We start from the raw sequence: 20,408 nt of genomic DNA on the forward strand, positions 1-20,408 counted from the left end.
GTGATGTGACGAAAAAACCCCGGTTTCAGGTCAGTCAGGTCAGTCGTGGTGTGCGGCGAGGAAGTCGAGCGCGAAGGTGCGCAAGTCGTCGTGTACCTTTGTATTCGGCGGCAGATTGCCCGCTGCCAGCGTTTTACGCCCCTTGCCGGTCAGCACCAGATGCGGCGCGAAGCCGAGCGCCGCGCCTGCCTGCAGATCGCGCAGCGAGTCGCCGACCATGGGTGTTTCAGAGGGATCGATCTCGAAGCGCTCCACGATCTGCTGCAACATGCCGGGCTTCGGCTTGCGGCACTCGCACTCGTCTTCCTGCGTGTGCGGGCAGAAAAACACGGCGTCTATGCGGCCACCCACTGCCGCCGCCGCCCGGTTCATTTTTTCGTGCATTGCGTTGAGCGCAGCCATGTCGAACAGACCACGGCCTATACCCGATTGATTCGAAGCGATCGCCACGCGGTAGCCGGCCTGATTCAAACGCGCGATCGCTTCCAGGCTGCCGGGGATGGCAACCCATTCATCGGGCGACTTGATGAAAGCGTCCGAGTCGACGTTGACCACGCCGTCACGATCGAGAACTACCAGCCTCTTGTTTGCGTTGGTCGGCATGGTGTGGCGCATCAGGCGGCAAGCTTCGAAATGTCCGCGACGCAATTCATCTGCTGATGCAGTGCGCCGAGAAGTGCCAGACGATTACTTCGCAGTGCCGGATCTTCGGCGTTCACCATCACGTCGTTGAAGAAAGTATCCACGGCGTCGCGCAAAGCGGACAGCGCCGACAGCGCTTCCGTGTAGTTGCGCTCAGCCAGTTGCGTTTGGACGCGCGGTGCAACTTGCTCGAGCTGCGCGTACAGCGCCTTTTCAGCAGCTTCTTGAAGCAGGGCAGGCTGCACGCTGGACGGAACGCCTTCCGCTGACTTCTTCAGGATATTCGAGATGCGTTTGTTCGCCGCGGCAAGCGATGCGGCTTCCGGCAACGACGCGAACTCGCGCACCGCGTCCAGACGCGCGACGATGTCATCCAGGCGCGTGGGGTTCAGGCTCAGCACCGCGTCGATTTCAAGTGCATTGAAACCGCGCTCACGCAGCACGCCGCGCAGCCGGTCCATGAAAAACGCGTAGAGGGCTTCGGTTGAATCGATGACTTGCGGCATATCGGCGAATTGCTTGTACGCGGTGCGCAGCAAGTCGAACAGGTCGATGGCAAGGCGTTTTTCCAGCAGGATGCGCAACACGCCGAGCGCGTGACGGCGCAGCGCGAACGGATCTTTCTCGCCGGTTGGCTGCAGGCCAATGCCCCAGATACCAACGAGCGTTTCCAGTTTGTCGGCCAAAGCGACAGCGCTGCTCACGCCGGTGGACGGGGTTTCATCGCCGGAGAAACGCGGCTGATAATGTTCCGAACACGCGAGCGCAACTTCTTCCGGCTCGCCGTCGTGGCGCGCGTAGTACGTGCCCATGGTCCCCTGCAATTCCGGGAATTCGCCGACCATGTCGGTGATCAGGTCGGCCTTCGCGAGCAGGGCGGCGCGCTTCGTGACGGTTGCATCCACGCCGATCATGGGCGCGATTTCGCCGGCCAGCGCTTCAAGCCGCTGCACGCGTTGCAACTGCGAACCGAGCTTGTTGTGATACACCACGTTCGCGAGCAGCGGCACGCGGTCGCCGAGGCGTTTCTTCTTGTCCTGCTCGAAGAAGAACTTGGCGTCGGCCAGACGCGGGCGCACCACGCGTTCGTTGCCTTCCACAATATCGCCCGGCGTTTGCGTGTCGATGTTCGACACAATCAGGAAACGCGAACGCAGCTTGCCGTGCTCGTCAGTCAGCGCGAAATACTTCTGGTTCGTCTGCATGGTGAGGATCAGGCATTCCTGCGGCACTTGCAGGAACGACTCGTCGAAACGGCATTGATACACGACCGGCCATTCGACCAGCGCATTCACTTCGTCCAGTAACGACTCGGGCATGACCACGCGATCTTCGCCCGCGAACGCCAGCAATTGAGTGCGGATGGATTCGCGGCGGTCGTCGAAATTCGCTACGACCTTGCCCTTCGAGCGCAGGGTGTCGGCGTAATCGTCGGCGTGCGTGATCGCGACAATCCCTTCCGACATGAAGCGATGCCCCAGCGTAGTGTCGCCGGAGTCGATGCCGAGTGCGCTCACCGGCACGATATGACGGCCATGCAATGCGATCAGTCCATGCACCGGCCGTACGAACTGCACGCTAGTGCCGTCGGGGCGCTGATAGGTCATCACCTTCGGGATTGGCAATTTGCCGAGCGTTTCTTGCAGAGCGATCTGCAGGCCGTCGGCAAGCGTTGCACCGGGCGCTGCGTAGCGCAGGAAAAACGCTTCGGCCTTGCCATCTTGCGCGCGTTCGAGATCGCCAATGGGGAAGTCGGGGAAACCCAGCGCCGCGAGTTTCTTCGCGAGCGGCGCGGTAGGCTGGCCGTCTTTGTCCAGTGCGACGGAAACCGGCAGCACCTTCTCGCGCACTTGCCGTTCCGGCGCGACCGCGCGCACGTTCTTGATAAGCACGGCGAGACGTCGCGGCGTGGCGTATTTTTCAAAACTCGCTTCGCCTTCAATCAGGTCGCGCGCGGCAAGCCGCTGCACAATACCTTCGGCAAACGAGGTGCCCAGGCGCGCGAGCGCTTTCGGCGGAAGTTCTTCGGTCCGCAGCTCGACGAGCAGCGATGCAAGATTGGTTTCGGTCATTGTTATGTCGTGCTCTGGTCAGGCCTGATCGATATTGCGCTCGACCTTCAGCGCCGGCGCCCACGCGGGCTTGGCGGCCTCTTGCGCGTCGGTGATGAGTCCGGCTGCGGCGTGTACGGGATTGCCCAGCATTGGGAAACCGAGCGCTTCACGCGACTCGTAATAACCCTTCGCGACTGCACGCGACAAGTCGCGAATCCGGCCGATATACGCCGCGCGCTCCGTCACCGAAATCGCGCCGCGCGCGTCCAGCAAGTTGAACGTGTGGCCGGCTTTCAGCACGAGCTCATACGCAGGCAGCGAGAGCTTCGCTTCAATCATCTTCTGTGCTTCGGCTTCGTAGCTCTTGAAGAACGTGAACAGCAAGTCGACGTTCGCGTGCTCGAAGTTGTAGGTGGATTGCTCGACTTCGTTTTGGTGATACACGTCGCCATAGGTCAGGCGCCGGAGTTCGCGACCGTTCGGAGTGTCCTCCTCCCATTCGGTCCACACGAGGTCGTACACGTTTTCCACTTTCTGCAGGTACATGGCGAGCCGTTCGAGACCGTAAGTGATCTCACCGAGCACCGGTTTGCAGTCGATACCACCGACTTGCTGGAAGTACGTGAACTGCGTCACTTCCATGCCGTTCAACCAGACTTCCCAGCCGAGGCCCCATGCACCGAGCGTTGGATTTTCCCAGTCGTCTTCCACGAAACGCACGTCGTTCTGCTTCAGGTCGAAGCCGAGCGCTTCAAGCGAGCCGAGGTACAAGTCGAGAATGTTTTCAGGCGCGGGTTTCAGCACCACCTGATACTGATAGTAGTGCTGCAGGCGGTTCGGGTTGTCGCCGTAACGGCCGTCCTTCGGACGCCGCGACGGTTGCACGTACGCCGCGCGCCACGGTTCCGGGCCGATGGCGCGCAGGAATGTGTGCACGTGCGAGGTGCCCGCGCCGACTTCCATGTCGATCGGCTGGAGAAGCGCGCAACCCTTGTTATCCCAATAGGATTGCAGCGTCAGGATGATTTGCTGAAAAGTGAGCATGAATGCCTTTGAAGCGTGCCTTCGAAGCTTGGGGCCATGGGCCGCCGCGGGGTCGAAGCGGACTGGAAAAATGCACCGGCCGGAGGGCTAAAACGTTGAATTTTAGCGGGAATGAGGGTCTTGTGCGACTTTCCAGGGATGAACGGCGGACTCATCGGCCATTCGGCCGGTAAAAACGGGGATTATCCGTGGAGCCGTTTCGTCATCGGTACGCAATCCATGGTCAGGCCTCGCGGCGAGTGGTATTGCGCGATTTCATCGCCGTCGAAACCGAGTGCGCGATAGAACGGCGCGGCGTTCAGCGTGGAGTCGAGCTTGAGTTCTCGCAGCCCCTGCGAGCGGGCGAGTGTTTCCAAATGACGCATCATGGCCGCACCGATGCCGTGTTTCATATACGCCGGATGGACAAAAATCGCGTCGATTTTGCCGGTTTCGATGTCGATCATGCCGGTGCCCGCCACATGCTCGTCAACGGTTGCCACCAGGAAACGCTCTTCAACGGCATCGGCGAATGCTCGCGAGGCCGTGCCGCCGGTCCATTGCTCTAGTTGGTCCAGGGGATACGCGTTCACGCATTCAGTCATCACGGCGGCGCGGCGGATCTCCCATGCTGCGTCCGCGTCTGCTCTAACGGCTTTGCGGATCGCGAACAGGGCTAGCTCAGGATTTTTTGGAACCATTGTTGTCAGGTTTGTTGCGGCCATTCCTGCCCGGCGCAAACGCAAATGCGAACGCCAGCAGCAACAGCGACACCACGATCACCGTCAAATTGCCGCTCGTGACATAGGGTGTCCGGCCGGACGTGCCCTGGACGGTGGCCTCAAGAGAACCGACCGTGTACACAGGCAACCGTGCCACTACAGTGCCATTCGCCGCAATCACTGCCGTCGTGCCGGTGTTGGTCGAGCGCAGCATTGGACGACCGGTTTCGATCGAACGCATGCGGGCCATTTGCAAATGCTGATCCAGCGCGATGGTGTCGCCGAACCATGCAAGATTCGTCGAATTCACCAGGATGCCCGCGGGCGCTTCCTGTTCGCGAATCGTCCGCGCGATCTCTTCACCGAAAATGTCTTCGTAGCAGATATCGACGGCAATCGGCTGGTTGTGTACGAAGAACGATTTCTGCACCGGTGGGCCGCGCCCGAGATCGCCGAGCGGAATGCCCATGAGCGCCACGAACCAGTGGAACCCTGTAGGCACGAATTCGCCGAATGGCACGAGATGATGTTTGTCATAGCGGTACACGTCCCGCTGGTTCGGCGTGATGCCGAACAGGCTGTTCGTGTAGCCGGTTACGCGGCCTTCCGAAGCGGTCACGCCAATTGCGCCAAACAGAATGGACGAGTTGGTTGTATCGGAGAATTTGCGCAGCGCAAGCGCCAGGTCTGGAGGCACCTCGACGGCAAGAATGGGCAATGCCGTTTCTGGCGTGACAATGAGATCCGCAGGTTTTTCCGTGATCAGCTTTTTATACAGCGCCAGCGATTGATCGACGCCTTCCTGTTCGAACTTCATCTCCTGCTTCACATCGCCTTGCAGTAGCCGGACGGTGAGCGGCGCGTTCGCCGGGATCGTCCATTCGACCAGCGACAACAACATGCCGGACGCAAGCAACACCACCGCGACGATGAACGGCGCGAGACGCGCAGCCTGCGACGTTTGCGCCGCTGAGTTGCGCCGAAAGCCGTAGAACCCCTGCACGAGCAACGCCGCCACGAGCCCCAGCACCCAGCCCACGCCATACACGCCCGCGACAGGTCCGAACCCCGACAGCGGGCCATCGACTTGGGCATATCCACTCGCAAGCCACGGGAAACCCGTGAACACCAGGCCGCGCAACCACTCGCCGAGCGCCCACGCGCTCGCAAAGGCAAACGCGCCGTGCCAGGTCGGCATGAAGCGCGGTTCATCGACGGGCACGGCAGCAGACGAGCCATTGTCTTCATAACGCGCACGGCCCGCGCACAGCGACCAGACCACGCCCGCCAACGCCGGATAGATCGCGAGGTACATGGAGAACAGCGCAACGGCCGCAGCCGCCAGCGGCGCCGCCATGCCGCCGTAGTCGTGCATGCTGACGTACAGCCACCACACACCCGTCACGAAGTTGCCGAATCCAAATGCCCAGCCCGTCAACGCCGCGCCTTTCCAGCCGCTGGTGCGCGTGAGCCACGCGAAGAACAGCGTGAAGATCACCAGTTCGACCCAGCCGCCGTGCGGCGTAGGCGCGAACGAAAGCGTATTTGCGGCGCCAAGCACGGCCGCGACGAGGTAATGCCAGAACGGCAAGGACTGAGCCGCGCCCGTGAGCTTTTTGGAGGACATCGGCTGGGAGCCGTTCCGTGAGGTGACAGGAGACGAAGAGTCGGCCATGGATTACGGGTCGGCAAAAAAGTAAGCGAATGACGAAGCGTGACCGGCGCGCGTCATTTCACGAAAAAGGCGCAAAACGCCCGCATAGCCGTCCGGCACGCCACTGGCAGTCAACGCGTAGTGTGAACACGCAGTGTTACAGGCTTAAAGCAGGTCAGAGCCCGCTCAGCGGCGTACCAACGCGATCCAACGCATTCAAACGCGCTCAATCGCGTTCGTCGTCGTGAACGCTGTCGCGGTGGTGGTTGCGCGAATTGCCGTCGAGCACGTTCGTATGGGGTGCGCGTCGTACACGCAGCACGTGGATTTGGCGAGCGTCGCCACGCAGAATCTCGAACGCGAAGTCGTCAATCCGCACCTTCTCTCCGCGATGCGGCACACGTCCGAACCGATGCGTGACCAGCCCGCCAATGGTGTCGACTTCGTCGTCGGAGTAATGCGTGCCGAACTGTTCGTTGAACTGCTCGATGCCAGTCAACGCACGCACACGGTGCGCGCCGTCCGGCGTCGCGATGATGTTGCCGGCTTCTTCGTCGAAGTCGTATTCGTCTTCGATGTCGCCAACAATTTGTTCCAGCACGTCTTCAATGGTGATCAGTCCAGCCACGCCGCCGTATTCATCAACGACGATGGCAATGTGATTCCGGTTCACACGGAAATCGTGCAGCAGGACGTTCAGTCGTTTCGATTCAGGGATGAACACAGCGGGGCGAAGCATGCCGCGGACATCGAATTCTTCTTCGTGGTAATAGCGCAGCAAGTCTTTTGCAAGCAGCACGCCGATCACGTTGTCACGATTGCTTTCGAATACCGGATAGCGCGAGTGCGCTTTTTCGAGCATGAACGGAATGAACTGCTCGGGTGTTTCGGCAATGTTGATGGCGTCCATCTGGGCACGCGGGATCATGATGTCGCGCGCGCAAAGTTCCGAAACCTGGAACACGCCTTCAATCATGGAGAGCGAATCCGCGTCGAGCAGATTGCGTTCGTGGGCGTCCTGAAGGACTTCCAGCAATTCGTCGCGCGATTCAGGTTCGTGCGAGATGAAATCGGTCAGGCGCTCAAGCAGCGTGCGCTTTTCCGGCGGTTTGTCGGTGTGTCGTCGACTGGGATAGGCGTCGTTCATAGTGGGGCGGCCGGATTGTTCCGGACGCGAAATTACGGAGAGTTAAGAATACACCAAGGAAAATTCGCGCCAATTCGGGCCGGCACGAAGACGTTCAAATCTCGTAGAAACATCGTAACTGATAAATATCGGCCGAGTATGTCGAGCCGGTGACGTTGGCCGATCGGTCTGGTTTGGCTACATTACCAAGCATTTTGAGCAGTTTTATGCGTGCTTTTAACGCATCCCGTCGCGTTCATTCCTGCGACGAATTCGCATCTCGGCAGCACCGCTGCAACAGCGCCTCGAGCTGCCGGTCCGGCATGCCGCATTCGCGTAGCGCCTCGACCGTGCGGCTGACGTAGTCGAGCGTGGTGCCGTATCGGCCGGTGGCGCAGCCGAGCACGTGGCGCACCATCTGGTCGGCAAGCTTACCGGTGTAGGTGGAGGCCTCGCGCCGCATGACGAAGGCCAGCGCCTCCACGCGGCGGCCGTCCACCAGCGTGCACGGCAACCAGGCCACGCGATAGGAATTCATCGCCATTTCGCGTCGCCACAGCACGTCAAGATGTGGCTCCGCGCCCTCGGCTGCAAGCCGGAACGCCATGCCCGAGCACGAACCGCCACGATCCAGCGCCAGAACAAGCCCAGGCTGCTCGGGCGTGCCGCGATTCACGCGCGACCACAAATACAGTCCGCGATGATAACCGTGCACCTTGCTGCGCACCGTTTCCACAGCGGGCAAGCCCGGGTTCCAGATCAGTGAGCCATAGCCGAACAGCCAGAGATCGGTCTTACGATCCCAGTGCGCCAGCGCTTTTTCACGCGATGCCGCGAGTTCTTCGTCGGTGAGAAGGCGCGACTCCGCGAACACCGGCGGGTAATCGTCGGGAGTCTGGGCGGGCAATTCGGAGAGGGGGGAAGGGTCAGGAGTCACGGCTTAGTTGGGCGGCAACGGCAAGTAGGGATCGGTGAAACCGAGCTTTTGCATGATGCCCGTTTCGATCGATTCCATTTCTTCCGCTTCCGCCGAATCTTCATGATCGTAGCCCTGAGCATGCAGCGTACCGTGCACGATCAGATGCGCGTAATGCGCGGCAAGCGGCTTGTTCTGCTCGCGCGCCTCGCGTTCCACTACCGGGCAGCACAGCACGAGGTCGCCCGTGACCGGATCGTCCTCGGACTCGGCGTACGCGAACGTCAGCACGTTGGTCGCGTAATCCTTCTGCCGATAAGACCGGTTCAGCGTCCGGCCTTCCTCGGTATCGACGAAACGCACGGTCAGTTCAGCGTCCGCGAACAACGACGCCTTGATCCAGCTGGCGACGGTTGCGCGCGGCAACAGCGCCTTGTGTTCTGGGAACGTTTTGGCGGCGGGAAATTGCAGCGACAAGGCAAGTTTGGGCATGCGGGGTTTAGGCGAATAATCCGGTCATGGCGGGCGATTATTTTCCGGCAGAAGCCGCAGCAGCAACGGTATCACGCTGCGACTGCGCGTCGTACGCTTCCACAATGCGTGCCACCAGCGGATGCCGCACCACGTCAACGCTCGTGAACTTCGTCATCGCGATGCCGCGCACATCGGCCAATATGTGTTGCGCTTCAATCAGTCCGCTCCTGTGCCCACGCGGCAAATCGACTTGCGTGGTGTCGCCGGTGACAACGGCCTTCGACCCGAAGCCGATCCGCGTCAGGAACATCTTCATCTGCTCGGGCGTGGTGTTCTGCGCTTCGTCCAAAATGATGAACGCATGATTCAGCGTCCGGCCGCGCATGTACGCGAGCGGCGCGATTTCGATCATCTGGCGCTCGAACATTTTTGCGGTTTTATCGAAGCCGAGCAGGTCGTACAGCGCGTCGTACAACGGCCGCAAATAGGGATCCACTTTCTGTGCGAGATCACCCGGCAGGAAACCCAGCCGCTCTCCGGCTTCCACCGCCGGACGCGTCAGCACAATGCGCTTGACCTGATCGCGTTCGAGCGAATCCACCGCGCACGCCACCGCCAGATAGGTCTTGCCCGTACCGGCAGGGCCGATGCCAAACGTCACGTCGTGCGCAATGATCTGCTTCAGATATTCACGCTGCATTGGCGTGCGGCCGCGTAGATCGGCGCGTCGCGTGTACAGCTTCGGACCCGGATCTTCTTCTTCGCCGAGGTCGATGGTCGCGCTGGGTTCATCGAAGGGATGATCGGGGTCGCCGCGGAAACGCGGATCCACGGGGTCGGAATTCAGATTATTGGACGGCTTATTCACGTTCAACCCGCGGCGCGCCGCATTGCGCGCTTCGACCAGCGCCAACTGGATGTCGTCCACCGACAACGTGTCCTTCGCGCGATTGTAGAAATTCTCGAGCGCCGCCAGCGCAACCTTCGCGCCGCGCCCGCGGATGGTGATCTTGTGTCCGCGACGCGTAAGCGTCACGTCGAGCGCCTGCTCGATCTGCCGCAAGTTTTCGTCGAGCGGGCCACAGAGGTTGGCGAGCCGCGCGTTGTCGTCGCGCGTTGCGGTGAATTCCATATGCTGCTGAGCGGTCTTCAAGGCGAGAGTCGGGTTCCTGTCGAAGCTGCAGTTAAGGGGCAATTAGTGAGTTGTAGCGGGCGTCAAAACCAGCTCGCCACGCAACGAATGCGGATACGCCACGTTGATTTCCACATCGACCATCTGGCCGATCAGCCGCTTGTGCGAGGAGATAGGCGCGGGAAAATTCACCACACGATTATTCTCCGTGCGTCCGGCGAGTTCGCTTGGGTCCTTGCGCGACGGGCCTTCCACCAGAATGCGTTGCACCGAGCCCAGCATGGAGTTGCTGATCTTCGCTACGTTTGCCTCGATAGTCGCCTGCAAATGTTGCAAACGCTTGAGCTTCACTTCGCGCGGGGTGTCGTCGTGCAAGTTGGCAGCGGGCGTGCCGGGACGCGGGCTGTAGATGAACGAGAAACTGGTGTCGTAACTCATTTCGTCGATGAGCTTCATCATCTTCTGGAAGTCGTCTTCCGTCTCGCCCGGGAAGCCCACGATCATGTCCGTGGACAGCGACAAATCCGGACGAATAGCACGCAATTTGCGGATCACCGACTTGTATTCGAGCACGGTATAGCCGCGCTTCATGGCCATCAGGATGCGGTCGGAACCGTGCTGCACCGGCAAGTGTAAATGGCTCACGAGCTTGGGCACTTTCGCGTACGTATCGATCAGGCGCTGCGTAAATTCCTTCGGATGCGACGTGGTATAGCGAATCCGTTCAATGCCCGGAATTTCCGCTACGTATTCGATCAACGTGGCGAAATCCACGATGTCGGTGGAATGCTGTGTCACCGGTCCACGGTACGCATTCACGTTCTGCCCCAGCATGGTGACTTCGCGCACGCCCTGGTCGGCGAGACCGGCGATTTCGGTCAGCACGTCATCCAGCGGCCGCGATACTTCTTCGCCGCGCGTGTAGGGCACCACGCAGTAGCTGCAGTACTTGCTGCAGCCTTCCATGATCGATACAAAGGCGCTCGGGCCATCGACACGCGCCGGCGGCAGATGATCGAATTTTTCAATTTCCGGAAATGAGATATCGACTTGCGAACGGCCGGTGGAACGCCGTTTCGCAATCATTTCCGGCAGCCGATGCAAAGTCTGCGGGCCGAATACCAGGTCCACGTACGGCGCGCGGGACACAATCGCCGCGCCTTCCTGGCTCGCCACGCAACCGCCCACGCCAATGATCAGGTCCGGGTTCGCTTCCTTCAATTCGCGCACGCGGCCGAGATCGGAGAAAACCTTCTCTTGCGCTTTTTCGCGCACTGAACACGTGTTGAAGAGAATAACGTCCGCGTCTTCCAGCGTTGTCGTCTGGATGAGGCCATTCGCTGCGCCGAGTACGTCGACCATTTTGTCGGAGTCGTACTCGTTCATCTGGCAGCCGAAGGTCTTTACATACACTTTCTTGGTCATGAATTTCGCCGGTCGCAGTGATTAGTCTGGGGGCGCGGTTTTTAATGCGTTGAAGGGACTTACGAGTTTCGTTTCGTCGGCGTTTGCGCTCGCTTTTAGGCCCGCTTTAGGTCTGCTTTAGCCCTATTTCGCCTGCAATGGCCGAAATTCGGATGCCGCGTAGCTCGACGCTTAACTCAATATTATAGCGTCCGCTCGACTTCGTGACCCTGCTGGCCGGGCGGGTAGGCAAGGTCGCCGAGTAGTTCCGCCGTCGCGCGGGCGAAGCGTTCGATCAGGAAATCCAGCAGCGCGCGCACGCGCGGCGCCATATACCGGTTGCAGTGATACACCGCGTGGACCGCTGCCTCGTTCGAACACCAGTCTGCCAGCAAAATTTTCAGCGCGCCGGAGCGGACATCGGCGGCTATATCCCAGATCGATTTATGCGCAATGCCCTGGCCGGACAGCGCCCACGCGCGGGACAGCGCGCCGTCGTTGGTTTCCCAGGCGTCTTCGAGCGGCACGGTGTGGGTGAAACGCTCGTCGCCACGAACGAAATCGAACTGATTGAACGTAGCCGTGGATGTCACCAGGACCGTGAACACGTGCGTGGCGAGATCGGCTGGCGTTTTCGGTTCGCCGTGCCGCGCCAGGTAGTCCGGCGATGCGCAAAGCACACGCCGGTTCGGCGCGAGCCGCCGCGCGATGAGATTGCCCTCTGACGGCCGGTTGAAGCGAATCGCCAGATCAATATCGTCGAGCAGCAGATTCGACACCGAATCCAACAGCGTCAGCGAGAAACTGACGTCCGGGTACAGGCGGCTGAATTCATCGAGCCAATGGCACAGCAGGTTGCGGCCGAAATCCGATGTGGCCGAGATTCGCACCTTGCCGCGCACGAGATTCTGGCCGGCGTGCAGCGCAGCTTCGCCGTCGTCGATAGCCTGCAGCGCAATCCGGCAATGCTGCAAATAAAGCCGGCCTTCGTCGGTGAGCCTGAGCTGGCGGGTGGTGCGCTCGAACAGCCGCGCCGTGAGCGATTTCTCCAGCTTGAGCAGCCGGGCACTGGCTGCCGCCGGGGACAAACCCAGCTTGCGGCCTGCCGCGGACAAACTGCCGAGGGCTGCCGCTTCCGTGAACAGGCGCATGTCGCCGAGTCGATCCATCGTGATTCTCAACTTGCTTTTGATAATGCTTCAAATACTACGCCAATTATCAAAACGACCCTTGGCGCGCAGAATTTGGTGCATTGCCGCGTAAGAAGTCGCCTATGGGGCCAATGGGGTCAATCATGCCACCCGAATTTTCCAGACGCGCCTTGGTGCCTATTCCCCGATGAAACTCGATCACGTCACGATCGTCGCGCCCGATTGCGAGCCGATCCGCCATTTTCTCGTCGATATTGCCGGCATGAAAGTCGGCCCGCGCCCGCCGTTCGGCATAGGCGGGTACTGGCTTTATCTCGATGACGCGCCCGCCGTGCATCTGATCGAGAACGGCTCGGTGCTGGCAGCGCCACCCGGTGGACGGGCGGCCACGCGCATTGATCATCTCGCGTTGCGGGTGGAAGGCGCAGCCGAATGGCAGGCGCTGCTTGCGCGCCTGCATGAGCACGCAATCCCGTTTTCCGAGGCTGACGTTCCACTCGCCCGTGAGCAGCAAGTGTTCGTGCAGCTTGCGCCAGGCGTGGTCGTCGAATTCGTGACGTCGAATTCCGCGTTCGCCGAACCCTCTGCATTCTCCGCATTCTCAAACTAAGAGGATTTCCATGCCTATTCCACTTCTGGCGCTCGCCATCAGCGCATTCGCCATCGGGACAACCGAGTTCGTGATCATGGGGCTGCTGCCCGATGTGGCCCGCGATCTCGCTGTATCGATTCCTTCAGCGGGTTTTCTCGTCACCGGCTACGCGCTGGGCGTGGCCGTGGGCGCGCCGCTGCTCGCCGTGCTGACCGCAAAAATGCCGCGCAAACTCGCGCTGCAATTGCTGATGGGCGTATTTATCGTCGGCAATGTGCTGTGCGCCGTTGCACCCGGTTATTCGATGCTCATGGTTGCCCGCGTGGTGACATCGTTCGCGCATGGCTCGTTTTTTGGCATTGGCGCAGTGGTCGCGGCGTCGCTGGTTCCGGCTGAAAAGCGCGCGAGCGCAATTGCGCTGATGTTCACCGGGCTCACGCTCGCGAACGTCCTCGGCGTGCCGTTTGGGACGTTTATCGGTCAGGAATTCGGCTGGCGCGCAACGTTCTGGGTCGTGGCGGCGCTCGGCGTGTTGTCGCTGATCGGCGTGGCCGCGCTTGTGCCGAACAAGCACGATTCGGGACCGTCGAACCTCGGCCACGAACTGCGCGTGCTGAAAGAGCCTCAGGTCTGGCTCGCCTTGGCAATGACCGTGCTCGGCTTCGGCGGCGTGTTCGTCGTCTTCACCTACATTGCGCCGATTCTCGAACAGGTCAGCGGATTTTCGCCACACGGCGTCACGTTGGTGCTCGTGCTGTTCGGCGTCGGATTGACGATCGGCAACACGATCGGCGGCAAGCTGGCCGACCGGGCGCTGATGCCTTCGCTGATGGGTATTCTCGTCGCGCTCGCCATCATCATGGCGATCTTCGCGAAGACCAGCCACAACCAGATGCTGGCGGCCATCACGATCTTTATCTGGGGTATCGCCGCGTTCGCCACCGTGCCGCCGCTGCAGACACGCGTGGTGGAGAAGGCGAGACACGCGCCGAATCTGGCGTCGACGCTGAATATTGGTGCGTTCAACCTGGGCAATGCGGGGGGCGCATGGCTCGGCGGCGTGGCGTTGAGCCAAGGGCATCCGCTGGATTCGCTGCCGTGGGTCGCGGCTGTAGTGGCCGTGATCGCGCTCGGCGTGACGTGGTACGCGGCCCGGCTCGATCGCGGCGGGCGAGACGCGAGGGCGGGTGCAGCGGATGCGGTTTGAGTCCGTGGGGCGGCTGGGATGAGGGAGTGCCTAAATCGATCTAACGTGCGGCGTGGAGCGGCGAGCGCGCCGATCCAGCGGGCGCCGCAGGGCGACCCACAGGCCGATCCAGCCTACGTACTCGCCGGATGTTGCCCCGGCGTGCATAAACCGATCTCGCGTGCGGCGCAGGGAGGCGTGCAGGCCGATCCATCCAACGTATTCGCCGGATGTTGACCCGGCGCCCTCAACCGACTAGCGTGTCGTGCGAGCCGCATCCGCGGCTTATCGCTTGATCACGCTTTTCGACCGAGGTTTTATGGAAGACATCACGCTGCGCCAATGCCTGAAGGGCGCATGGCGCGACGCCGCCTCCGCCGTGCGACACATGCCGATCGTATTTCTAGTGGCGTTCGTAGCCGTGCTCGCAACGGCAACCGCCGGATACAAGGCGCAATTCCCCGGGATGGAGGCATCGGGCGCTTCATTGACTGCGATGACCAGCAGCAGCGCCGGACACGCCGCCGGGTTCGCCCAGGGGTTGATTTCCCTTGGCGTCACGTTTGTACAGACATTGATACTCGCGGTGCTGGCCGTGTTCGTGGTCCGCTTCGCGATGAAACTGAACGCCGAGCCCGCCGGCGCTTCCGCAACGTCCGCGCCGGTACTCCCGGCAACGCGCCTCTGGGACGCCGGCATCCGGCGCTATTTCCTGCTTTGCATCGCGCTGATTGCCGGGTACGTGGGCGCGATGCTCGCGGTCGTGATCGTCTGGATCGGGTTGCGGCTGGCGGGATTGTCCAGCGGCACGTCCATGGCTGCGACCGCTACGCTCGCGATCCTGGTCGTTTGCGGCGTGAGCTATGTGTCGGCGCGGCTTTCCTTGCTATTTCCGCACACGGCGGCTGGCGGCCGGATTCAATGGCGCGCCGCGTGGGAGGACACGCGCGGGCACTTCTGGTTCATCACGACGGCCGCCGTGCTCGCGATCCTGCCTATCGTGGGAATTGCGACGGTGTTGACGGTGATCGCGGAAATGCTGGCGACGACAGGGTCCATCGGCGGCATGACCATGGGTTTGATGGTTGTGCAAAGCGTAGGCACCGTGCTTTATACGGCGACGGGGGCGACCTGTTCGGTCTGGCTTTACAGGAAGCTAGCGGCGATTTTGAAGGCGGAAGCTAAGTGATCTTGTGTTGACGGTGTTTGCGTTTCAACGCTTGCATGAGAGCGATTTGAAACGCTTCGGCCAGCGCGGCGCTGGTGGATGAATCGCTCTCTTGCCGGAAGCGGTTGTTGCAAGCTTTCCCACGATTTTCCCAAGATATCCAAACGCAAAACGCGACCCTTCAGCTCAGGGTCGCGTTTTGCATTGCTCAGTCGATACTCCGTTAAAACGAACGGAACCGCCAGCCGTTAAACCGTTTCTTCGGCTAATTCGCGCGCGGCGGCGAGCGCCATGCGGAAATCGGCGAGTTCGGCGATGGTCAGTACCGGGATGTTGCGCTCTTTAACAAAAGCATCGATCTGCGCACCGCGCGCCATCGTGCCATCCGGGTTCATCAGTTCGCACAGCACGCCAGCCGGCTTCAACCCGGCAAGGATCGTCAGATCGACAGTTCCTTCCGTATGACCGCGCCGGGTCAGCACGCCGCCCGGCTGCGCGCGCAGCGGGAACACATGGCCAGGACTCACGATATCGCCAGCCTTGGCGTTATCGGCAATCGCCGCGCGGATCGTGGTCAACCGGTCAACGGCTGAAACGCCCGTCGTCACGCCTTCGCGTGCTTCGATAGAGACCGTGAACGCCGTGCCGTATTTGCTGCCGTTGTCGACGACCATCGGCGGGAGGTGGAGCGCGCGAACGGTCTCGTCGGGAAGGCACAGGCACACAATGCCGCTGCACTCGCGGATCATCAGCGCCATGCCTTCAACGTCGAGCTTTTCAGCGGCGTAAATGAGGTCAGCTTCGTTCTCGCGATCGTCGTCGTCGAGCAGGGCGACTGCGCGGCCTTCGCGCAACGCTTGCAGGGCAGCGGCAATTCGGTGGGGAATAGCAACCGGCGCGTCGCCTGCGCGAAGTTGCGCAAGATCAGCAAAGGCGGTGGCCTGGGAGGTGGAGGTGAAAACTGAGTCGGACATGGATGAAACGCTCTCGCAAAAGAAATGGGGCGAAAAACGTTTCAGGGCATTGCAAACAGACAGAACGACACGCGTTTTCAGCGCCGTCAATTCGACAGCGCCAGTTCAGCGCGGGCGCAAATACGCCGCGGCAAACACGCGAAACGGACATGACCGTCTGCACATCTTCTTCCATCCGGACTATGACCGTCGGCTCTGGCATCTCACCAGATCTGCTGACCCCGTAACTTGTGACTGGCGGCCCACAATTGCTTGCAAGCCACGTTCACGGGCGCTCGCGGGCTCGCGAGAGGCTTTCGGCCACTCGCATACCGCCGGTGGGGAATTGCACCCCGCCCTGAAGACGTACTGACTTGTCGCTAAACACTTAACAACGCGACTATTTTCAGGATACAACAGACTTGGCCGTGTTGCAGTACTGAGTGTCTCTAGCTTGGTCGGAAACGCGCCTAGCTGGCATCGTCGATACGACGTAAATCGGCCGGAACATGCCAGCGCGGCGGCGTTTCAGCGTTCACCGTGACCTGATACGCACGCGCTTCCGTGTTGCCGGGATTGCGCAGCGTGTGGGGTTGATCGGCGTCGAACACAATGGCGTCGCCGGTGGCCAGCAACTGCGCCCGGTCATGCACGCGGATTTCCAGCGTGCCGTCGCTCACAACCAGATTGATCGTGGTGCCGGGCGGCCGCGGACTGCCGGATTCGGCGTGCAGCGGTGCGATCCGCAACTCGTGAAATTCCGCCGATCCAGGCGCGTTCAGCGGGAACAGCGGCCGGGCCGAAAAGCGTCCATTCGATGTCACGAGGCGCGTTGCCTGCTCGGCCGGCAAATATTCGATGCCATTGGTCGCGTGGCGTCGAAGAAACGCAGCCACCGATACCTTCAGCGCGCTCGCAATCTTGTGCAGCACCTTGATGGACGGCACGCTGCGCCCGGATTCAATCTGCGCCAGCATGGCCCGCGATACGCCGGACGCGCGAGCGAGGGCATCGAGCGAAAGTTGCCGTTCGGCACGCAGCCGCGCCAGGTTCACGCCAACGAGATATTCGAGCGCGTCGTTCGCTTCCTGCGCGTCCGTGTTATGCGCGTGATGAGTATTGGCCGGAATGTTGGCCGCGATGTTGGCAGACCCCGCCTGTGTTGCCTCGGCGAGTTCGGCCGGCGCGTGCGCATCGAACGACTCGCGCACGAGTTCCAGCGATGAATAAGCCGGTGCAACCATGGTGAGCCTCCAGTCTTGCTGTCGTCCTGTCGATTAGACTCGCTCAGCAATACGGCGCTGGAACGAGTGAAGGCAAGACTAGCATTCGCTCAACTGGCGTCAAACGAAGATATCGTCACACCGTTATCAGGTGCCGCAGGGTTGCTATTCGCGGCAACGCCCGGTTAAACGACCGTGCGAATAGGCATGGATGACGTCGCCCGCGGCTCCGCTTCCGGCTTGCTCGACGCGAACCAGCCATCAATGCGGCGAATCACGTCATCCAGCGACCCCGGCTCCAGGTGCAGACCGAGTTTCGAGCGGCGCCAGAGCACGTCGTCCGCGCAAGTTGCCCATTCGTTGTCGCGCATGTAGCGGAGTTCCGCTTCGTATAAGCCCGGAGCTAGTGCGTCGCCGAGATCGGCCAGCGAGCTTGCGTCGCCCAGGAGCTTCTGCGCGCGCGTACCGTAAGCCCGTGCATAACGATGCGCAAGCTCACCGGGCAGCCACCGATTGCGCTGCTTGAACGAGCTGAGGAAAAGCGCGAAGTTGGCATTGGCAATGTCCCCGCCCGGCAGCGGCGCGCCTTCCGTCCAGGTCTTGCTCCGGGCCGGCGATTGCAGTGCTTCGCCGAGTTTGTCGACAGCTTCTTCGGCCAGCTTTCGAAACGTGGTGATCTTGCCGCCGAACACCGACAGCAGCGGCGCTTCGTTCGCGGGCGTGTCGAGTTCGAGCAGGTAATCGCGCGTGACCGCCGATGCGTTCTCCGCGTTTTCGTCTTCGAGCAAACCACGCACGCCGGCATAGGTCCAGCAGACGTCAGCCGGACTGATGTGCTTTTTGAAGTAGCGATTGATGGAGTCGCAAAGGTACGCGGTTTCTTCCGGGCTGATGGCGACCTTCGACGCGTCGCCGTGATACTCGAGGTCGGTCGTCCCGATCAGCGTGTAGTCGTGCTCGTACGGAATCGCGAAGATGATGCGTTTGTCCGGATTCTGGAAAATATACGCGTGGTCGTGTTCAAAGAGACGCCGGGTGACTATGTGGCTTCCCTTGACCAGCCGCACGGTGTGGCGCGTGTGTGTGTTGCTGTTGAGCGAATCCTTGAGCAGGTCGCTGACCCACGGGCCGGCAGCGTTCGCGATGGAGCGCGCGCGAATGTCGAAGGTCGCGCCGTGATTGTCGCCGAGTGTGGCATGCCAGACGCCTTCGAAGCGGCGTGCACTTACCAGCCGCGTGCGCGTCTTGATTACCGCGCCGTGTTCCTGCGCGTCGACCGCGTTGAGCGCGACGAGCCGTGCGTCGTCCACCCAGCCGTCGGAATAGACAAAACCGCGCTTGATTGAGTCGATAAGCGGTGCGCCAGCCGGGTGCCGGCGCATGTCAATGCCCCTGGAGCCTGGCAGCAACTCGCGCCGCGCGAGGTGATCGTAGAGGAAAAGGCCGGCGCGGATCATCCAGGCGGGCCGCAGGTTGGGCATGTGCGGCATCACGAAACGCAGCGGCCACATGATGTGCGGCGCCGCGCGCAGCAAGACTTCGCGCTCCTGAAGCGCCTTGCGCACGAGCCGGTATTCGCCGTATTCAAGATAACGAAGGCCGCCGTGAATGAGCTTCGTACTCGATGACGACGTGTGCGAAGCCAGGTCGTCCTTCTCGCACAGAATGACCGTGAGGCCACGGCCCGCCGCGTCCCGCGCTATACCCGTGCCGTTGACCCCGCCGCCCACCACGAGCACATCATAAAGATTGCCTTGCATCGCTTGTCCGCCCCATGGCCACCAACGGAAAACTCCGTCGGAACATAATAATGTTCGAATTCGAAATTTAACGAACAAAAACGAAAATGTAAAGTCGTCTTAACGGCTAACGTTCCGCTATTGCTGCGATTCGCCGGAAAAGTGCAGATCGGGGTCGTATTTGGGCTCATAGGCCGTTCAGCCGAGTGGCGCGAAGCGGACCATCGACCGATACTGTAGTCACTGGAAACCAAGGAGTAGATGCAATGCGAAAGATGTGGGTGGCCGGTGCGCTAGGCGCGCTGATGCTGGGTGGATGTATATCCACGCCGGATGTCTCAGGATCAAGGGGGGCGCCGTCCCTGGCCGCGCTCCAGTCCATGTGCGGCGGCAGCGCTGTTGATTACGGCACGGACGCGCAGGGCGTGTATTCCGCGTTTCTCGACGCTTACGTGGCGCAAAAGCGCGGCAAGTTGCCAAAGGAACAGTTTTGCGCGTTCCAGGCCGGAATCGCGGGTCAATATGCGGCGTTTAGTGCCAGCCGTACGGCGGCAGCGCAGAGCGCGTGGGCCTCGTTCTTCGCGGATCAGCGGGCGCAAGCGCTTAGCTGGCGCGCAACCGTCGATCCGACGTTGCGCGCTGGCTAATTAGTTCGCTGAGGGTTCGCTGATCGGTTCGCTCGCAGCCTGATTCACTCGCCGGCGAGTGCGGGCTGACCGAAAAGCGGTGGGTTGCCGAAACTTACGAATACCGTTTGATTGCTTTGATCGTGGAGTCGCCGGAAGCCGTCAGGCTCCACAACTGGCGTCCAGACGCGAGATTTTCCAACTGAACAAGCTGGCGCTCAAGCAGGGCGTCGAGTTCGTCGCGCACCATTTCCATCTGATTGGGAGCGTCTTGCAATAGGAGCAGCGTGGCAAATTCATGCGGACTGAGCATCGTGTTCTCCATGACGATCTACCGGCACTTTTTCCGGTCGGCGACCGGCATTCGTGCTTAGGAACGTTGTACGAGACTGGAACTTCGATCCGGCAGACGCATGATGCATAGCGTGGTAGGCGGCGCCGAAAAGCGGCGCTTCGTTGCCGGGATTTGATTGTAGGCAAGTGTCGGACGAGTGCCAAACGCTTGCGGAAAATATTGGGTTTGACTTTTCAGGGGCGCGAAAGCGGTTCGGCGGACGAGCGGAATCGTAGAAATTACGTGAGGTTCCTGCCGCAGTGCACCAGGCAGCGCACACTTGCGGCGC

Annotated in this window: 19 protein-coding genes and 1 riboswitch; of the genes, 4 read left to right on the plus strand and 15 right to left on the minus strand. The window is 61.0% G+C overall.

The features are described 5' to 3' along the window. Nucleotides 1-39: 39 nt before the first annotated feature. The 11 genes from gmhB to SBC1_RS02955 form a co-directional block, all read right to left on the minus strand. Nucleotides 40-603 carry a D-glycero-beta-D-manno-heptose 1,7-bisphosphate 7-phosphatase gene (gene gmhB / locus SBC1_RS02905; RefSeq protein WP_165086514.1) on the minus strand — a complete coding sequence of 188 codons (564 nt, stop codon included), beginning with the start codon at nucleotides 601-603 and terminating at the stop codon, nucleotides 40-42. Between the two features lie 11 nt (nucleotides 604-614). After that, nucleotides 615-2,714, minus strand: a complete 2,100-nt coding sequence (glyS, locus tag SBC1_RS02910; RefSeq protein ID WP_165987239.1) for a glycine--tRNA ligase subunit beta — start codon at nucleotides 2,712-2,714, stop codon at nucleotides 615-617. An 18-nt stretch (nucleotides 2,715-2,732) separates the two neighbouring features. Next, complete coding sequence (gene glyQ, locus SBC1_RS02915; RefSeq protein ID WP_165086518.1) at nucleotides 2,733-3,740, minus strand: glycine--tRNA ligase subunit alpha; 1,008 nt, start codon at nucleotides 3,738-3,740, stop codon at nucleotides 2,733-2,735. Between the two features lie 182 nt (nucleotides 3,741-3,922). Continuing rightward, entirely contained in the window at nucleotides 3,923-4,420 is a 498-nt protein-coding gene (locus tag SBC1_RS02920) for a GNAT family N-acetyltransferase (protein ID WP_165086521.1), read from the minus strand. Then, complete coding sequence (gene lnt, locus SBC1_RS02925) at nucleotides 4,401-6,116, minus strand: apolipoprotein N-acyltransferase (protein WP_165086524.1); 1,716 nt, start codon at nucleotides 6,114-6,116, stop codon at nucleotides 4,401-4,403. Before lnt ends, SBC1_RS02920 begins: the two co-directional genes overlap by 20 nt. A gap of 205 nt (nucleotides 6,117-6,321) precedes the next feature. Next, nucleotides 6,322-7,242 (minus strand): HlyC/CorC family transporter, encoded by a 921-nt coding sequence (locus SBC1_RS02930; RefSeq protein ID WP_165086527.1) that lies wholly within the window; start codon nucleotides 7,240-7,242, stop codon nucleotides 6,322-6,324. A gap of 235 nt (nucleotides 7,243-7,477) precedes the next feature. Beyond that, complete coding sequence (locus SBC1_RS02935; RefSeq protein ID WP_165086559.1) at nucleotides 7,478-8,158, minus strand: gamma-glutamylcyclotransferase; 681 nt, start codon at nucleotides 8,156-8,158, stop codon at nucleotides 7,478-7,480. Between the two features lie 3 nt (nucleotides 8,159-8,161). Further along, nucleotides 8,162-8,629 carry an rRNA maturation RNase YbeY gene (gene ybeY / locus SBC1_RS02940; RefSeq protein WP_165086562.1) on the minus strand — a complete coding sequence of 156 codons (468 nt, stop codon included), beginning with the start codon at nucleotides 8,627-8,629 and terminating at the stop codon, nucleotides 8,162-8,164. A 37-nt stretch (nucleotides 8,630-8,666) separates the two neighbouring features. Then, the gene (locus tag SBC1_RS02945; RefSeq protein ID WP_165987241.1) at nucleotides 8,667-9,764 is read right to left on the minus strand and encodes a PhoH family protein; all 1,098 of its coding nucleotides are present in this window, start codon (nucleotides 9,762-9,764) and stop codon (nucleotides 8,667-8,669) included. Nucleotides 9,765-9,806: 42 nt separating this feature from the next. Next, a complete protein-coding gene (gene miaB, locus SBC1_RS02950) occupies nucleotides 9,807-11,168 on the minus strand; it encodes a tRNA (N6-isopentenyl adenosine(37)-C2)-methylthiotransferase MiaB (protein WP_165987243.1) in 1,362 nt (453 codons plus the stop codon). 182 nt (nucleotides 11,169-11,350) lie between these two features. Next, nucleotides 11,351-12,316, minus strand: coding sequence for a LysR family transcriptional regulator (locus SBC1_RS02955; RefSeq protein ID WP_165987245.1), 966 nt, complete (start codon nucleotides 12,314-12,316; stop codon nucleotides 11,351-11,353). Nucleotides 12,317-12,485: 169 nt separating this feature from the next. On the opposite strand from SBC1_RS02955, the gene SBC1_RS02960 reads away from it, so the two are divergent. The 3 genes from SBC1_RS02960 to SBC1_RS02970 all read left to right on the plus strand — a co-directional run bounded on the left by SBC1_RS02960 (nucleotide 12,486) and on the right by SBC1_RS02970 (nucleotide 15,265). Continuing rightward, entirely contained in the window at nucleotides 12,486-12,908 is a 423-nt protein-coding gene (locus SBC1_RS02960) for an extradiol dioxygenase (protein ID WP_165987247.1), read from the plus strand. A 10-nt stretch (nucleotides 12,909-12,918) separates the two neighbouring features. After that, nucleotides 12,919-14,097, plus strand: coding sequence for an MFS transporter (locus SBC1_RS02965; RefSeq protein WP_165987249.1), 1,179 nt, complete (start codon nucleotides 12,919-12,921; stop codon nucleotides 14,095-14,097). 298 nt (nucleotides 14,098-14,395) lie between these two features. After that, nucleotides 14,396-15,265 carry a hypothetical protein gene (locus SBC1_RS02970; protein ID WP_165987251.1) on the plus strand — a complete coding sequence of 290 codons (870 nt, stop codon included), beginning with the start codon at nucleotides 14,396-14,398 and terminating at the stop codon, nucleotides 15,263-15,265. 227 nt (nucleotides 15,266-15,492) lie between these two features. Here the strand turns inward: SBC1_RS02970 and ribB are convergent, their stop codons facing one another. From ribB to glpD, 3 genes are all read right to left on the minus strand, one after another. Then, a complete protein-coding gene (gene ribB / locus SBC1_RS02975; RefSeq protein WP_165987253.1) occupies nucleotides 15,493-16,218 on the minus strand; it encodes a 3,4-dihydroxy-2-butanone-4-phosphate synthase in 726 nt (241 codons plus the stop codon). A gap of 159 nt (nucleotides 16,219-16,377) precedes the next feature. Then, nucleotides 16,378-16,567, minus strand: a riboswitch (FMN riboswitch). A 100-nt stretch (nucleotides 16,568-16,667) separates the two neighbouring features. After that, nucleotides 16,668-17,441 (minus strand): helix-turn-helix domain-containing protein, encoded by a 774-nt coding sequence (locus tag SBC1_RS02980; RefSeq protein WP_165987255.1) that lies wholly within the window; start codon nucleotides 17,439-17,441, stop codon nucleotides 16,668-16,670. 164 nt (nucleotides 17,442-17,605) lie between these two features. Beyond that, the gene (glpD, locus tag SBC1_RS02985) at nucleotides 17,606-19,180 is read right to left on the minus strand and encodes a glycerol-3-phosphate dehydrogenase (RefSeq protein ID WP_165987257.1); all 1,575 of its coding nucleotides are present in this window, start codon (nucleotides 19,178-19,180) and stop codon (nucleotides 17,606-17,608) included. Nucleotides 19,181-19,425: 245 nt separating this feature from the next. Between glpD and SBC1_RS02990 the strand changes: the two genes are divergently transcribed. Continuing rightward, on the plus strand, nucleotides 19,426-19,806 hold the full coding sequence (locus tag SBC1_RS02990) for a hypothetical protein (protein ID WP_165086611.1): 381 nt from the start codon (nucleotides 19,426-19,428) through the stop codon (nucleotides 19,804-19,806). A 94-nt stretch (nucleotides 19,807-19,900) separates the two neighbouring features. Here the strand turns inward: SBC1_RS02990 and SBC1_RS02995 are convergent, their stop codons facing one another. Continuing rightward, the gene (locus SBC1_RS02995) at nucleotides 19,901-20,098 is read right to left on the minus strand and encodes a hypothetical protein (protein ID WP_165093030.1); all 198 of its coding nucleotides are present in this window, start codon (nucleotides 20,096-20,098) and stop codon (nucleotides 19,901-19,903) included. Nucleotides 20,099-20,408 lie beyond the last annotated feature (310 nt).

Origin of the sequence: Caballeronia sp. SBC1 (assembly GCF_011493005.1) — a bacterium.
Taxonomy (GTDB): Bacteria; Pseudomonadota; Gammaproteobacteria; order Burkholderiales; family Burkholderiaceae; genus Caballeronia.

Excerpts from the sequence above, each read along its gene's own strand:
- gmhB (WP_165086514.1), bottom strand. The coding sequence starts at position 603 with ATGCCGACCAACGCAAACAAGAGGCTGGTAGTTCTCGATCGTGACGGC.
- glyS (WP_165987239.1), bottom strand. The coding sequence starts at position 2,714 with ATGACCGAAACCAATCTTGCATCGCTGCTCGTCGAGCTGCGGACCGAA.
- glyQ (WP_165086518.1), bottom strand. The coding sequence starts at position 3,740 with ATGCTCACTTTTCAGCAAATCATCCTGACGCTGCAATCCTATTGGGAT.
- SBC1_RS02920 (WP_165086521.1), bottom strand. The coding sequence starts at position 4,420 with ATGGTTCCAAAAAATCCTGAGCTAGCCCTGTTCGCGATCCGCAAAGCC.
- lnt (WP_165086524.1), bottom strand. The coding sequence starts at position 6,116 with ATGGCCGACTCTTCGTCTCCTGTCACCTCACGGAACGGCTCCCAGCCG.
- SBC1_RS02930 (WP_165086527.1), bottom strand. The coding sequence starts at position 7,242 with ATGAACGACGCCTATCCCAGTCGACGACACACCGACAAACCGCCGGAA.
- ybeY (WP_165086562.1), bottom strand. The coding sequence starts at position 8,629 with ATGCCCAAACTTGCCTTGTCGCTGCAATTTCCCGCCGCCAAAACGTTC.
- miaB (WP_165987243.1), bottom strand. The coding sequence starts at position 11,168 with ATGACCAAGAAAGTGTATGTAAAGACCTTCGGCTGCCAGATGAACGAG.
- SBC1_RS02955 (WP_165987245.1), bottom strand. The coding sequence starts at position 12,316 with ATGGATCGACTCGGCGACATGCGCCTGTTCACGGAAGCGGCAGCCCTC.
- SBC1_RS02960 (WP_165987247.1), top strand. The coding sequence starts at position 12,486 with ATGAAACTCGATCACGTCACGATCGTCGCGCCCGATTGCGAGCCGATC.
- SBC1_RS02965 (WP_165987249.1), top strand. The coding sequence starts at position 12,919 with ATGCCTATTCCACTTCTGGCGCTCGCCATCAGCGCATTCGCCATCGGG.
- SBC1_RS02970 (WP_165987251.1), top strand. The coding sequence starts at position 14,396 with ATGGAAGACATCACGCTGCGCCAATGCCTGAAGGGCGCATGGCGCGAC.
- ribB (WP_165987253.1), bottom strand. The coding sequence starts at position 16,218 with ATGTCCGACTCAGTTTTCACCTCCACCTCCCAGGCCACCGCCTTTGCT.
- SBC1_RS02980 (WP_165987255.1), bottom strand. The coding sequence starts at position 17,441 with ATGGTTGCACCGGCTTATTCATCGCTGGAACTCGTGCGCGAGTCGTTC.
- glpD (WP_165987257.1), bottom strand. The coding sequence starts at position 19,180 with ATGCAAGGCAATCTTTATGATGTGCTCGTGGTGGGCGGCGGGGTCAAC.
- SBC1_RS02990 (WP_165086611.1), top strand. The coding sequence starts at position 19,426 with ATGCGAAAGATGTGGGTGGCCGGTGCGCTAGGCGCGCTGATGCTGGGT.
- SBC1_RS02995 (WP_165093030.1), bottom strand. The coding sequence starts at position 20,098 with ATGCTCAGTCCGCATGAATTTGCCACGCTGCTCCTATTGCAAGACGCT.